The sequence below is a fragment of the Paenibacillus sonchi genome, from assembly GCF_016772475.1.
Taxonomy (GTDB): domain Bacteria; phylum Bacillota; class Bacilli; order Paenibacillales; family Paenibacillaceae; genus Paenibacillus_AQ; species Paenibacillus_AQ sonchi.
This window is the reverse complement of sequence record NZ_CP068595.1, coordinates 727,349-741,360: the sequence shown is the minus strand read 5'-3', so window position 1 is coordinate 741,360 and position 14,012 is coordinate 727,349. Positions and strand designations below refer to the sequence as shown.

The window sequence follows — 14,012 nt, the reverse complement described above, 5'->3', positions numbered from 1 at the left end:
TATCATACCAGATTTATGTACTTGTGGTTAGTCATTTGACAACTTCTCCGGTTCGCACTATGATGAATGCATTCATGAAAATGACAATGCGATGACAGGGACAAGTAGGCGGGAGAAGCACCTTCAGAAAGCCGGTGGTTGATGCGAACCGGTGGTTCACTCCAGGCTGAATGGACCCATGAGCGCCGTGCTCGAACAAGCTCCAGGCTTAAGTAGACCGGCCGGCTCTTCCCCGTTAACGGAAGTCAAGGCTGTTGCGGCAGACCTCTGGGAAGAGGCTGCGCACGGCGAATAAGGGTGGCACCACGGTCTCACGTCCCTTGCGGATGTGGGGCTTTTTTGCGTGCTGCGGTTCAAGTGAAAACATAAACCGGAGGGAAATATTATGGCTAAAAAAGTGTTGTCCGGCATCCAGCCGAGCGGTTCACTGACCCTGGGGAACTACATCGGTGCGATCAAAAATTTCGTCAAACTGCAGGAGGAGCATGAATGCTACTTTATGGTCGTCGATCTGCATGCCATCACCGTCTCACAGGACCCTGCCGCCCTGCGTGAGAATTCAGAATCTGTGGCGGCGCTGTATCTTGCGGCCGGAATCGATCCCAAAATCTCCAATGTCTACATGCAGTCGCACGTACAGCAGCATGCGGAACTGGGCTGGATTATGACCACCCTCACAGCGATGGGGGAGCTGGAACGGATGACCCAGTTCAAGGATAAATCTTCAGGCAAAGATTCCGTAGGTGCAGGTTTGTTCGTGTATCCTTCGCTGATGGCTGCCGATATACTGGTCTACAATGCCGATCTGGTGCCGGTGGGGGAAGACCAGAAGCAGCATCTGGAGCTGACGCGTGATTTGGCAGGACGCTTCAACCACCGTTTTGGTGATTTCTTCACGGTTCCGGAGCCTTACATTCCTGAAGTCGGTGCACGGATTATGTCCCTGGATGACGGTACGAAGAAGATGAGCAAAAGCAACCCGAATCCGGGCAGCTATATCGCCCTGCTGGACCCGCCTGATGTGATCCGCAAAAAAATAAGCCGCGCCACAACCGATTCAGGCCGTGAGGTTATCTTTGATCCGGCGAATAAGCCTGAGATCAGCAACCTGATGAGTATCTATGCTGAATGCTCCGGAATGACCCTGCAGCAGATTGCCGACCGGTATGAGGGTCAAATGTACGGCGGCTTCAAAAAGGATCTGGGCGAGGTTCTGGTGGCTGCGCTTGAGCCTCTCCAGCAGAAATACCGGGAGATCCGCAGCTCCGGCGCCCTGAGCGATATTCTCGCTGAAGGAGCAGAACGCGCCCGCGGAGTCGCCGCCCGGACGCTCGCCGGTGTCAAAGAGAAGATGGGATTCCTGCCGCTGCGCTAGGAAGACTGGTGCGTCTTGGCCTCCGCCTTGCGTCTCAGTCTGGCTTTGAGGATGAAGCCCCAGCCAATATTCAAAATGCACAAGACTCCCAGCAGCAGCGCCAGCCAAATATTAGTACTGATGGAAATAGAGGCTGCAGTCAGGAGGAGAATGGAAGAAACTGCGAACCAGAGGGATAAGCCTTTACCCATAAACGTCAGCCTTCTTTCCTTTGTTTATTTGATGAACTAAAAGATTTTCAATTTTCCCGCTGCGTATTTTCTGCACAGCGGGATTTTATATTTATATGTTCCACGACACAAATCATCCTTATGTTTCTGCTTGTGTTGAAGTGAAAACGCTTTATGGTGATTGTGCCCTATGCGTTGGCAGGCGTCAAGGGATGAGTTTTCATAATTGTGAAGGTTTCCGGTTCAAACAGCAAAAGCGTCCGCCGAAACGGACGCCTCGCCTGCAAAACCTAAAGCTTCATGGAACCCGGATCGATGGCGAACCGTTCATCCAGCTTCTCGCTGCTTAGCCAGCCCACATAGGTGTTAAGTGGATGATATTGGCTGTCCATAACCAGTACTGCAACAAACGGGAATTGCTTGCGGTGTAAATAACGGACATCCCCCCAGCGTACAATATAACCGGAGGGAAGTTCCTCGACCTCAGCTACCGCGTAGGAGGTAAAGTACAGAAAGGCTTTAATATCGGGATGGCTTTTGGAATGTTCAACGGCGGGGTGAGTGGAGCATACCGCATGCTTGAACCATTCAAGCCGTCCGCTGTTCAGCAGGCCGATAATATAGCTGCCGTCGGGCTTGGCTTTGACCACATTCCAGCGTGTAGGTGATATGGTCGGAATTACAAAATAGCGTTCACCGGGGCTATGATGGATATCCTTGGTCTTGAGTTTCCTTGTCAGCCGGGCGTGCACCAGTGTCCGCCAAATATAATAAAGCGCGATGCAGGCATACAGGGTAATGAATAACGGAGCCGGCGGAACGAACCCGCTGATCCAGAGAATGATGGCCGCTACATGGCTGCCAAATATAAACGGATCAAAGATGTGGATAATGTTCCAGGCGATCCATTTCTCCGTAAACGGACGCGCGGCCTGCGTTCCATAAGTATTGAACAGATCGGTGAATACATGAACAGCCACGCCGATGAAGCTCCACAGGGCGATATGGCTCAAATCATGTAGCTCTGTGAACCCGAAGAGCGGTCCAATAACCAAAGTGATCAAGGCAGGCCACAGCAGTAAAAACGGCAGTGAATGTGTGATTCCCCGATGGTTGCGGATATACAGCGCGTTGTCCTTCAAACGCAGTGCGGTATCGGCATCGGGTGCTTGAGAGGCCAGTACGGTGGCGACCATGACAGCCCCGGCCAAAGTCGGCTGGGAGGCAACGACGGGATCGACGAAGGACAGTCCAGCGAGTCCCAGGCCCATAACGAAATGTGTAGCGGTATCCATTTGGTCAGATCTCCTTTGTACGGAAGTTCTCTATTAATAACTACCCAATTTGACGTCCAGTTATTTAGGGGGGATAAAATAAATATTGTCACGCAATTGTCAAATTGATGAACATATTGGCCGATGATTGTCAAACTCTTTTCGGGTTTGATATGATAAAGTTAACAGCAGAGTGAATAATATTCTCAACTGAGAACGTTAATTCCGATTTTATGCTCCGGCGGAACGTAGAAGTCCTTTAGAAGGAGGAACACTAATCGTGGACAATCAATTGAGGTATCAAGCTTCTTCGGATTCCGCAGCTTTGTCTGCCAAATCACCCAAAGAAGGTGCCGGCTGGCGCGATTTTATTACGGTGACTAAGCCCGGTATTATCCGTTCGAATCTGATCGCAGCTTTTGCGGGATACTGGGTGGCTTCAGGCTGGGATGTGCAGTATGGGCGGTTGATCCTAACCCTGCTCGGAACGATGCTGGTCATGGCTTCTGCCTGTGTGTTCAATAACTATTTCGACCGTGATCTGGATATGAAAATGGAAAGAACACGCGAACGCGGTCTGCCAACGGGTAGACTGAAGCCGCAAACGGTGCTGATCTACGCCATAGGCCTTGGCATAGCCGGTCTTGCCGTGCTGTTTGCATTTTGCGGCGTGCTTGCCGGAATCTTCGGCATCGTCGGCATGTTTGTATATGTAGTAGTGTACACCCTTTGGCTCAAAAGAACATCTACGTGGAGCACATCGGTAGGGGCCATCTCGGGCGCGATGCCTCCGGTTATCGGTTATGTGGCTGTTACCGGGGCAGTTGACCTGGGGGCCTGGCTGCTGTTCGCGATGTTGTTCCTGTGGCAGCCGCCGCATTTCTGGGCGCTCGGCATCCGCCGCAAGGAAGAGTACCGCGCAGCGGGTTTTCCGCTGCTGCCGGTAGTCAAGGGCACGCGGCGCACGAAGTTTCAAATGATTCCTTATGTAGCGCTGCTGCTGCCCATTCCGGTATTGATGTATGTTTATGATTACGCAGGCATCTTTTACCTGGTTATTTCTGCGGGATTGTCGCTTGCCTGGCTGTACCTGACTTTAAAGGGATTTAGAGCGAAGGATGACGATGCTTGGGCGAAACAGAATTTCTTTTTCTCCATTAATTACCTGACAGTCAGTCTGATTGTGCTTGTACTGAATACGATTCACGGTTAAGGGGGAGAGTGTCCTGTGCAGACCTTGAAGCGCTACAAATGGACGTGGCTGATGCTGCTGGTCGCCTTGGGTTTGGCGGCGTATCTGGCAGTTGGTTATTGGAACAAAGGAAATGACAAACTGCCTGTAATCGGAGAGGTGCAGGACTTCACGCTTGAAAACGTGGATGGCAAGCCAATCACGCTGGCGGATACGGAAGGGAAGCCCAGACTCGTCTATTTCTTCTTCACGGAATGCCCGGATGTCTGCCCCATCACTACCTTTATGCTGTCGCAGACACAGGATCTGCTGAAAAAAGACGGCAGCTTCGGCAAGGATGTGGAATTCGTCTCCATTTCTTTTGACCCCTTGAATGATACGCGTGAAGCGATTAAGGCGTTTGCGGACCGCTTTCATGCGGACTACAGCGGCTGGTACTTTCTGCGGGGGGATCAGGAGCAGGTCCGTACGCTGGCGGCTGACTCCTTCAAGGTCTTGATTTACGGGGACAACAAGGATAACTTTGCCCATGCCAACCTAATCGGTCTGGTGGACCGGAACAATCGGCTGCGGGGATTGTATGATGCCGGAGATACGGAGAACGTGACCCCGGAATTTTTGGCCGGTGCGCTGAAGAAATTAGCCCGCGAATCATAATATGTAAGAAAATAGCGCCTTGTTCGAATTCTTGCATGTGATGCAAGATACGGATTAGGCGTTTTTTGTTGGAAACGGAGATTTCCTATTGTGCGGGAAGCTCCGGTAAGGTGAAGTGGAATTAGTATACTTAAATGAAACAAAAAAGCCTCCTGAAGAGGGAATAGTGGGAAAAAGTACACTTAATATGAACAAATTCACGGGTAAGCGTGCGAATAGGGCAGATTAGTTGTCCTTTTTCCACTTAACGTTAGCGGGGAGGCGGGATGGAGGGAATTAAGTTTACTTTTTCCACTTGGATTAGTTGCTGGCCCAGCCGGGTGAAACGTGGGAAGGAATGTTTCACTTGGCTTGGCGGCTTGACCGGGAACAACGGTAGAAATGCCGTTGTTGAAGCGTCGAAGGCCGGCTTGCCCGGGAACAACGGCAGAAATGCCGTTGTTGAAGCGTCGAAGGCCGGCTTGCCCGGGAACAACGGCAGAAATGCCGTTGTTGAAGCGTCGAAGGCCGGCTTGCCCGGGAACAACGGTAGAAATGCCGTTGTTGAAGCGTCGAAGGCCGGCTTGCCCGGGAACAACGGCAGAAATGCCGTTGTTGAAGCGTCGAAGGCCGGCTTGCCCGGGAACAACGGCAGAAATGCCGTTGTTGAAGCGTCGAAGGCCGGCTTGCCCGGGAACAACGGCAGAAATGCCGTTGTTGAAGCGTCGAAGGCCGGCTTGCCCGGGAACAACGGCAGAAATGCCGTTGTTGAAGCGTCGAAGGCCGGCTTGCCCGGGAACAACGGCAGAAATGCCGTTGTTGAAGCGTCGAAGGCCGGCTTGCCCGGGAACAACGGCAAAAATGCCGTTGTTGAAGCGGCGGCCCGCCTTCGGCGGAATCAGAGGTACTTTTACCTCTCATTTGGCCCGGCGGCTTGCTGCTTTGTTCTACTGATGTGTGTTGGAACGTCAGAATGAATGCTACGACTCCAAGTAAGGTAAAGGCTCAGGATAAATGATGAACTCCTCCAGCCCGGCTTTCTCCAGTTGGGTGATGCTGTATTCATCCGGGGTGCCCTCCACTCCGGCATAGCCTTTCCGGGTATAAATATGAATGGCATCCGGAAAAGCATCGCGCAGAATGCCGCGGATTTTTTTGCCCGAGCTGTCATTGTCCATGTAGAGGTAGACTTCCCCATCTCCTATTTTGCGCCGCAGTGTCTCCAGCTTGAGCGTATTCAGCGTGCCGAACGTACATTGGATGTCGACCTCTGGAGCAAGGATTCTCCGTAATCTGCTGCGGTCGTTTTTGCCTTCGACAATGATGGTTATGGACATTTTCTGTCAACCTCCCCCGGTGTAATGTGTCTATGTCGATATTTTACCTAAGAGTCGTCATATTTAACAGCGAAAAGGCACACCGGATTTTCATTCCCCGGGAAATGTCGTAAAAAGAAACAATCACCCGGCTTGCTGAACCGGGTGATTGTCGGGGAGTTGTCAATTCGGCAAATGCGGACAAAACCTAGAATATTCCCGCACTGAGGATGATAACCAGCAGAATGAAGAGCACCAGAATTGTACCTGTTGAAGTCCAGAATACGGGAGCAACAGAAGCGGGGTTCGGGCCCGGACCGCAATATTCGCCCATCGAGAATTCACCACGCTTTCGGCTGAGGGGTGATTACAGTGTATATTATGTTTGTTGGATTAAATAGTTTGTATGCCTGCCTATTCCCATCTTTCACAGCTGCCAGTGAACGGGTGTTGGTCTTCAGGCCGCCGGGCTGTTCCATTCCGGGTGGTAAGCGGGCTTGCCCGAGCCTCTGGGCGGGAGCAGCAGAATGGCGGTCATGAGCAGCACAAACGCGATGAAATACGGAGAGACGAATTCCCGCAGCTGCCCTGCAGCTACCGGACCGGCAAAGGCGCCCAGAGACATGGCAATCGATTGCAGCGAGAAAGTGCGTCCCATGCGACCAGGGCCTCCAAGACTGATGAAGAGAGAAGCCATTGCCGGAAACAGCACCCCCTTGGCAGCACCAAGCAGGAAGAGAACCACTCCGGCAGGAATATGGCGGAAGGCGGCCAGGGTGAAAAAGCAAAGTGCCATGGCGAGGAGCGCCGCAGCGATTCTTATTCCCGGAGCAAACCCGTTCAGAAAAAGGAGGCTGAGTGTCACCAGCGCCCCCAAGCTAAGCAGTGACAGCAGGATGCCGGTTGAGATCATTCCTTCGCTGCCCTGTGACAGAGGCAGCTCAAAGAACAGCACGCCTTGGGAGCAGGACACGAAGAAGGGCAGAAGGTAATAGCGGCGGGAGACCCGGGGTTCTCACGGTCCGCAGCTTGTGCGGGCGAGTGCAGCGGCAGCGCCGGCTTGGCAGCAGACATGCTCTGCACCTGCTTCGGCACGCTGAATAATGCCATCACACCTGTGAAGATCAGCAGCCAGCCAAGTGTGGTGAACGTGCCGGAGTAGCCGGCTTTCGCCACAATAAAGGCGCCGGCCGCCGGAGAGACGACAGAGGCCAGCGTATGGACGATCCCATGGCCGGACATATATTTGCCCTGGGTCGCCGGATCGGAGGAGAGCGAGGCCAGCAATGCCATGCAGGCGGGGAGAGAAAGGCCAGCGCAAATCCGCTGGCTGCGCGCAGCAGCAGCAAATGCCAGGGAAGCTGTGCGTGAGCCTGCATCAGCAGAATGGCTCCGGCCGCCGTGAGTGCGAAGACAATATAGCGGCGGCTGCCATTGCGGTCGACCAGCACACCGGCCAGCAGATTTCCGGGAAGATGCGTCAGCGAGTACATGCCCATCATCCACCCGATGAAGGCCGGCCCCGCCCCCAGAGAGATCGCAAAAGGCGTCAGGATGGGGTACTGGGCATGCAGGTCGAAAAAGGCCAGAAAGAGAAACAGGTACAGCCACAGCGCGGTTTTCAAGGAAAGCACCTCCATAGGGGGCCCGTCTTTTGCACCGGTAAGGCGCACAGGCACTTTTTTCACAGGAAAAGCAATTAAAGGTTCATGCCATAAATAATCCTTCGGACTTCGCTGAACCGGGTGCTGTTTCTGTAAAATGACGGCTAACCCGGTTCTTTTAAATCTGTTGCTCCCGATAATGACCTACTTGTACTTTACGTGGGGTCAGGCAGGCTTATACCATTTTATTGGGGGCCTTTGCCGGAGGCCACTCAGGCCATGAATTATAAAGGTTATTCATGTATAATAATTATTAATTATGAAATGTCCCGGGGGCATGCGCCCTGGAGTGACGAAATTTGGCGATAGGGGTGTTGTGAAATTGATGGATCCGGCAGTGTGGTCACAATTTATTAGAGAGAATTGGCTGGTTATCGTTATTGCGCTTGTCCTGCTGTTTGCGGTAATTAACCTGGTTAAAACGGTGCTGAAATGGGCGATTGTAATTGTTATTGTTGTGGGCTTGTTCATCTACAGCGGGGTTACGCTTGATCAAATTGGCAACGCTGTGAATAAGGTGGCGGATGGAACGGTAAGTACGCTGAAGAAAGAAGCGCAGGAAGTCATGCTAAAAGAAGCGCAGGAAGCTACATATACCTCCGGGGGCGACGGCTCCTTTACGATTACAACACCTAATCTTGAGGTGAAGGGTGCGGCTGGAGAGGACAAGGTTGAAGTGACTTTCCGCGGGGTGAGCCTCGGGAAATGGAGCATTACGGACACCACCAAAACGTTCATAGACGAAGCCCGGAAGAATCAGTAGATTCAGGTACGGATATTTGCAGCCCATTTGAATCTGGATACTAAGGAAAGGAGGGACAAACATGCTTAACGGATGGATAGACAGCCTTAGTAATGCCAATATGATCTCCATCCTGCTGGTGGTGGTTGTCCTTTTCTCGCTGCTCCAGGGCTGGAGCAGAGGCTTCACAAGGGCGGCAGGGGGATTATTCGGGATGCTCGGGAACGGGGTGCTTACCATTCTGGCGCTCGCCATGGCCATTCCGGCGGCGATGTATCTGTCACCGGCCGCAGCAGCCTGGGCTGCAGGAATTGCACTGCCGGACACAACGCTCAGCGGCTGGCAGCAATTATATTACACTGCCGTCTCGGTTTTAGCGGGATCGCCTTTTGTGCGTTTTCTGCTGCTTCTATTGATCTCTTACAGCCTGATCCGGCTTCTGCTCGGGCTGTTGTTCATGCTCCTGCCGTTCCGGCTGCCCCGCTTTCGGGCCAGGGCAGCGGACCGGAAGCTTACGCCAACCAGCCGTCTCAGCGGTGCGCTGATCGGCGGAGTGATTGGGCTTGTGCGCGGGCTTATCCTGGTGCTTGCCCTGTACATTGGCGTCGGTCTGAATCCGGACAGCGGCTTCAGCCGGTATGTGGAGTCCTCCCCGATTTACAGCCAGAGCGCGGCTGCGGTGTTCGAGCCGCTTGCCGGTGAAGATGTGCGCAGCAAGCTGCCGGTGCTGACCCAAGCGGTGGCCGATGAGATGAACGATATTTTGCGGCGGAAATATGAAGTGATTGATCATGAAATTTCGCCCGATATTGTGGGAGCCGCAGCCGATATCGCCGGACAAGCCAAGGGGGAAGGGGACAAAGCCAGACGGCTGTACGACTGGATAGGCTCACGGATTGCCTATGATTACGGCAAAGCAGAGAACTATGAGCAGAACCGGATCTGGCATGAGCAGACGCCCCAGGATACCTTCGATACCCGGCTTGGCGTATGTATAGATTATGCCCGCCTCTATGCCGTGATGGCCCGTTCGCAGGGACTTCAGGTGCGCGTAGTCACGGGCCAGGGGTACGATGGTCAAGGCGGGCATGGCCCTCATGCCTGGAATGAGGTGTACCTGCCGGACAGGCAGGCCTGGATACCGCTGGATTCGACATGGGCCAGCAGCGGGGACTGGTTCGACAGCAAGGATTTTGAGAAAACCCACATTAAAGAAGATGTGCTCTGAGAAGGAAGCGTCAGCCTTGGGATATATGGTACAATAACAAGGCATACCAAGCAGCCTTGAAGAATACGTTCCGACCAGGCAATATTTGCTTTAGCTAAGGAGAGAATCCGCCGTGAAATGGTTTGGTTTCCCGGGCAGAAGCCCGGATTCAAGTCATGGCCGAAGCACATCCAGTCTGCGCATCAATTTGTTTTTCTTCGGCACGTTTTTTATTTTTTGTGTAATTATTGTCCGTCTTGCGTCACTGCAGTTCGTCGAGGCTGAGGCTTTAACAGAAATTGAAGAGAATCAGGAGACCAAAACTGTCCCGCTCTCCGCGATCCGGGGGATAATTCATGCTGCCGGCGGGGAGAACATCGCGTATAACACTTCTGTCCAATCCCTGTACATCACGTTAACTAAGGACTATACCGAGACCTATAGGAATAAGGCAACCAATGAATATGAATTTACCGACAAGGCCAAAGCGAACACCGCTTCCCTGGCAGCAAGACTGGAGTCTGTCTTCAATCAATATGGCGATCCGTCCGGCAAAAAGCTGACAGGAGAAGAAATTACAACACTGCTTGATCTCAATTTCAAAAAAACGCTTGGCTACTATCCGCGCAAAATCAAGACAGGACTTACGCCCAAGGAAGTGGCTCATTTTCTGGAGCATAAGGAACAGTATCCCGGTCTTTCGATTGTGGAGGAGGCTGCACGCCATTATGACAAGGACACAGTGGCTGTGCAGACGGTGGGTTATATCAGACCTTTTAAATCCTTAGACAGTTTGGACCTTTACAAAAATATCCGCAGTGCAATGAAGAAAAATAATGCCGATCCCGGCTTAGTGTATAAAGAGGAAGAATTTGCAGGTGCGTATGGCCTCGAACAGCAATACCAGCGGGAGCTGCGCGGGAAAAACGGCTACCAGACCATTTCCGTAAATCCGCAGAATATGGCCGAAGAAATTATTGAATCAGTACCTCCGGTCAAGGGGAACGACATCTGGATGACGATCAACAAGAACGTACAGATGAAGACCGAGCAGGCGATTATGGATCAGATCCGCTGGCTGCACACCCATCCGGTGCTGGGGAAACTTCATCCCGATGCCCTGACCGGCTACGCTGTTGCCATGGAAGTGGACACTGGAAACGTGGTGGCCATGGCCAGTATGCCTGATTATGACACGAGTGTCTGGACAACAGATAAAGTTGAGCCTGAGGTGTATGAAAAAATTGCGAACAATTATTTGAACGGAACGATCAGAGATACTACCTCCGGGATTTCAGGGAATGGCCTGAAGTCAGTGATCTATTTGGGGTCCACGGTCAAACCGTTAAGTGTATTGATTGGATTAAATGAAGGTTTGTTCTCTACCGGCGATACTTATAACGATGTAGGGATCGCTTATTTCGGCAAAGACGACAATGCTTCTGTAAAAAATTCCTCAGGCCATGTGCTGGGACCGCTGGATCCGGCTAAAGCGATTCAGGAATCATCCAACGCGTTTATGGTCGATATGGTCGGGGATCCCCTGTACAAGAAATATAAGAGCAAGGCACCGGAGGTGTGGGATCAATATTTGAAGGCTTTTGGGCTCGGCGTATCCACACAAAGCGGCCTGCCTAATGAAAGTGCCGGACTGGGTGATTATATGGATACCAAGGCGGCCGGCAGCACCCAGGCAGCCATGGTCTACGCTTCCTTCGGCCAGAAAGGCAAATATACAGCGCTGCAGCTGGCACAGTACACAGCAACTCTCGCCAATGAGGGAGAGCGGATCAAGCCGCAGCTGGTCAGCAGAATTACCGATGCGGAAGGCAAGACCGTCAAAGAGTTTCACCGTGAGGTGCTAAGCACAATTTCGTTCGATCCCTCCTACTGGAAGGAGATCAAAAAAGGGATGAATACTGACGTCAAGGCATTTGACGGATTTCCTTATGATTTTGCCCGCAAGACCGGCACTTCCGAAATGGATGCATACGGAGTGACGCGTGACAACGGTGTGTTTATCGCTTTCGCGCCCCGTGAGCATCCCAAGCTGGCTGTAGCTGTAGTGATTCCGGAGGGCGGTTTTGGATCGAATAGTGCTGCTCCGGTAGCCCGCAAAATATTTGACGCTTATGACTGGGAATACGGACTGAATGGAGTCCCCCGAAAGAACGTATCCCCTGCCACGGAGTCAACATTGGAATAAAAGGTTTATTTTAAGATGTAGAGGAGTGAAAAACTGTGAGTGTTTTCCGTAAGCAGGCCTCTCCCCGGACGGGAAGGACAGCAAGAGCTCGCTTGGCCTGCGCCTCAACGTGTTTTTCTTCAGCACGTTTGTCATTTTCTGCGTTATCATTATCCGTCTTGCCGTTGTTCAGTTTGTGGAAGGACCCAATTTAAAAGAGGTTGAGACCAGCCGTGATACCAAAAATGTGCCGCTTGCAGCCATACGGGGATCGATCCGCGCCGCCGGAGGCGAGGAAATTGCGTATTCCAGCCCTGTGCAATCCCTGTATATCACGCTTACCAAAGAATATATAGCCAAGTCTACAGATAAGAAAACAGGTGAAACTTCATTTACTCCGGAGGCCCGGGCAAATGTCTACGCGCTGGCTAACAATCTGGTTGAGAATTTCAATAAGTATGGCGATCCGAATGGCGAAAAGCTGACGGTTAACGATGTAATTAACTCCCTGGACCTCAAGTTCAAGAAATATTCCGGCTTTATGGCCCGGCGGATCAAAGCTGGCCTTACCCCCAAAGAAGTGGCCTATTTCATGGAGCATAAAGAGGAATACCCGGGCCTTGAAGTCGTCGAGGAGAGTAACCGCCATTATAATAAGGATACGGTCGCGGTGCAGACTGTAGGTTACATCAAGCCTTTCAAGTCCGCAGGCAGTCTGGATATTTACAAAAACATTCAAAATGCAATGAAAAAGATCGACAATGATCCTGGATTGACTTACAAGGATGATGAGTTTGTCGGCTTCGACGGTCTGGAGCTGCAGTATCAGCGGGAACTCCGCGGCAAAAACGGCTATCAGGTGATCTCCGTCAATCCGCAGAATATGGCCGAAAACATCGAGAATATGGTCCCTCCTGTAAAGGGAAATGACGTCTGGATGACCATTAATAAAAACATCCAGCTTAAGACAGAGCAGGCTATTACAGAGCAGATTAGCTGGCTGCATTCACATTCCGTGCAGGGGAAAACACATCCTGATGCCGTAACAGGCTACGCTGTAGCGATGGAAGTTGACACCGGGAATGTCGTCGCTATGGCCAGTATGCCTGACTATGATACAAATGTCTGGACGAAAGGCTCGCTGCCTACCGATGTCTGGAACAGCATTATGAATAACTATCAGAACGGGACCATTAATCCGATATCCTCCGGGGTGTCGGGCCATGGGCTTCAATCTGTGCTGCTGCTGGGTTCGACCATCAAACCCTTGAGTGTGCTTATCGGACTGAACGAAGGCTTTTTCTCCACCTCTACTACCTATCAGGATAAGGGGATTGCCTATTTCGGGAAAAATGATAAATCCTCGGTCCGCAATGCCTCCGGGCACGTGTACGGTTCCATGGACCCCTCCAGGGCGATTGAGAAATCATCCAACGTCTTCATGGTGGATATGGTCGGCAAGAAGCTGTACGAGAAATATGGAAACAAAGGTATTGGGGTCTGGGATAAATATATGAAGGAATTCGGACTCGGCGTTTCGACGCAAAGCGGACTTCCCAGAGAGTTTTTAGGACAAATCAACTATACGAATACAAAAGCAGCGGGGAGTGCCCAGGCGGCGCTGGTCTATGCATCCTTCGGGCAGCAGGGAAGCTACACTACGCTGCAGCTTGCGCAGTATGCTTCTACTCTTGCCAATGAAGGTGTACGGATCAAACCGCAGCTGGTCAGCAAAATCACGGACCCGGACGGTAAGGTGGTTAAGACCTTTGGACGTGAGGTTATTGATGAAGTCACGACCTTTGACAAGTCCTTCTGGAGAGAAATCAAAAAGGGCATGAGCAGTGATGTAACTGCATTTTCTGACTTTCCGTATGATTTCGCCCGCAAAACAGGGACATCACAGCAATCAGCCAAAGGCGACCTGCGCGATAACGGGGTCTTCATTGCTTTTGCCCCGCGTGAGAATCCGAAGCTGGCTGTAGCCGTGGTTATCCCTGAAGGGGGATTCGGCTCCAACAGTGCGGCGCCGGTGGCCCGCAAGATTTTTGACGCTTACGATTGGGAGTATGGTCTGGATGGCGTGCCTAAGAAAAGCTTGAAGACAGAAGGTGCCAAAGACGGCGCTGACGCAGGGAAAGATTCCGAAAATACAGCCACAACAAACAACTGATATAATAGTCGGGAAGACGGAAAAGTAGGCAACACAAATACACTGCTGCTCTTGCGTAGAGAGCGCCAACAAGAAATG

General features: G+C 51.9%; 12 protein-coding genes and 2 pseudogenes. 7 read left to right on the top strand and 7 right to left on the bottom strand.

What is annotated here, in order from left to right; translation table 11 throughout:
* The first annotated feature begins 385 nt into the window (after positions 1-385).
* Complete coding sequence (trpS, locus tag JI735_RS03350) at positions 386-1,375, top strand: tryptophan--tRNA ligase (protein ID WP_039834278.1); 990 nt, start codon at positions 386-388, stop codon at positions 1,373-1,375.
* Here the strand turns inward: trpS and JI735_RS03345 are convergent.
* Both JI735_RS03345 and JI735_RS03340 read right to left on the bottom strand, forming a co-directional pair.
* A complete protein-coding gene (locus JI735_RS03345) occupies positions 1,372-1,566 on the bottom strand; it encodes a DUF5325 family protein (protein WP_020430161.1) in 195 nt (64 codons plus the stop codon). The two genes, trpS and JI735_RS03345, sit on opposite strands and share 4 nt — an antisense overlap.
* 269 nt (positions 1,567-1,835) lie before the next feature.
* Entirely contained in the window at positions 1,836-2,840 is a 1,005-nt protein-coding gene (locus JI735_RS03340; protein ID WP_039834277.1) for a metal-dependent hydrolase, read from the bottom strand.
* Between the two features lie 259 nt (positions 2,841-3,099).
* Between JI735_RS03340 and cyoE the strand changes: the two genes are divergently transcribed.
* Positions 3,100-4,032: a heme o synthase gene (gene cyoE / locus JI735_RS03335; protein WP_046505664.1), complete on the top strand. Its 933-nt coding sequence runs from the start codon at positions 3,100-3,102 to the stop codon at positions 4,030-4,032.
* Positions 4,033-4,047: 15 nt separating this feature from the next.
* A complete protein-coding gene (locus JI735_RS03330) occupies positions 4,048-4,668 on the top strand; it encodes an SCO family protein (RefSeq protein ID WP_039834274.1) in 621 nt (206 codons plus the stop codon).
* 250 nt (positions 4,669-4,918) lie between these two features.
* Here JI735_RS03330 and JI735_RS03325 read toward each other — a convergent pair whose 3' ends face one another.
* The 5 genes and pseudogenes from JI735_RS03325 to JI735_RS37695 all read right to left on the bottom strand — a co-directional run bounded on the left by JI735_RS03325 (position 4,919) and on the right by JI735_RS37695 (position 7,603).
* Complete coding sequence (locus tag JI735_RS03325; protein WP_233476226.1) at positions 4,919-5,506, bottom strand: hypothetical protein; 588 nt, start codon at positions 5,504-5,506, stop codon at positions 4,919-4,921.
* A 121-nt stretch (positions 5,507-5,627) separates the two neighbouring features.
* Positions 5,628-5,984, bottom strand: coding sequence for a DNA primase (locus JI735_RS03320; protein WP_039833782.1), 357 nt, complete (start codon positions 5,982-5,984; stop codon positions 5,628-5,630).
* Positions 5,985-6,171: 187 nt separating this feature from the next.
* Positions 6,172-6,246: pseudogene (locus JI735_RS35230) on the bottom strand (YjcZ family sporulation protein); the annotation flags it as partial.
* Positions 6,247-6,420: 174 nt separating this feature from the next.
* Positions 6,421-6,936 (bottom strand): hypothetical protein, encoded by a 516-nt coding sequence (locus JI735_RS37700; RefSeq protein WP_411830152.1) that lies wholly within the window; start codon positions 6,934-6,936, stop codon positions 6,421-6,423.
* A pseudogene (locus tag JI735_RS37695) lies at positions 6,873-7,603 on the bottom strand (MFS transporter). Before JI735_RS37695 ends, JI735_RS37700 begins: the two are co-directional and overlap by 64 nt.
* A 349-nt stretch (positions 7,604-7,952) precedes the next feature.
* Between JI735_RS37695 and JI735_RS03310 the strand changes: the two are divergent.
* From JI735_RS03310 to JI735_RS03295, 4 genes are all read left to right on the top strand, one after another.
* Positions 7,953-8,390, top strand: coding sequence for a hypothetical protein (locus JI735_RS03310; RefSeq protein WP_039833777.1), 438 nt, complete (start codon positions 7,953-7,955; stop codon positions 8,388-8,390).
* A gap of 61 nt (positions 8,391-8,451) precedes the next feature.
* On the top strand, positions 8,452-9,597 hold the full coding sequence (locus JI735_RS03305) for a transglutaminase domain-containing protein (RefSeq protein WP_039833776.1): 1,146 nt from the start codon (positions 8,452-8,454) through the stop codon (positions 9,595-9,597).
* A 112-nt stretch (positions 9,598-9,709) separates the two neighbouring features.
* Entirely contained in the window at positions 9,710-11,782 is a 2,073-nt protein-coding gene (locus JI735_RS03300; RefSeq protein ID WP_039833775.1) for a peptidoglycan D,D-transpeptidase FtsI family protein, read from the top strand.
* A 109-nt stretch (positions 11,783-11,891) separates the two neighbouring features.
* Positions 11,892-13,934, top strand: a complete 2,043-nt coding sequence (locus JI735_RS03295) for a peptidoglycan D,D-transpeptidase FtsI family protein (RefSeq protein WP_325175573.1) — start codon at positions 11,892-11,894, stop codon at positions 13,932-13,934.
* Positions 13,935-14,012: the final 78 nt, after the last annotated feature.